Here is a 374-nt window from a genome sequence, read left to right as displayed (position 1 = left end):
CGTCTAACTCTGGTCCGTGATCCGGATCGGGGACAGTGTCTGGTGGGTAGTTTAACTGGGGCGGTTGCCTCCTAAAAGGTAACGGAGGCGCCCAAAGGTTCCCTCAGCCTGGTTGGCAATCAGGTGTTGAGTGTAAGTGCACAAGGGAGCTTGACTGTGAGACTGACGGGTCGAGCAGGAGCGAAAGCTGGGACTAGTGATCCGGCATCGGCATGTGGAAGCGGTGTCGCTCAACGGCTAAAAGGTACCCCGGGGATAACAGGCTGATCTTCCCCAAGAGTCCATATCGACGGGATGGTTTGGCACCTCGATGTCGGCTCGTCGCATCCTGGGGCTGGAGTAGGTCCCAAGGGTTGGGCTGTTCGCCCATTAAA

General features: G+C 57.5%; 1 rRNA gene. It reads left to right on the top strand.

Features of this window, described 5'->3' with window-relative positions:
- Window positions 1-374 (top strand): 23S ribosomal RNA (locus HTZ77_RS44955); the annotation flags it as partial.

The sequence above is a fragment of the Nonomuraea montanisoli genome (assembly GCF_013363975.1).
Lineage (GTDB): Bacteria > Actinomycetota > Actinomycetes > Streptosporangiales > Streptosporangiaceae > Nonomuraea > Nonomuraea montanisoli.
This window is presented reverse-complemented; position numbering and strand designations above follow the sequence as displayed.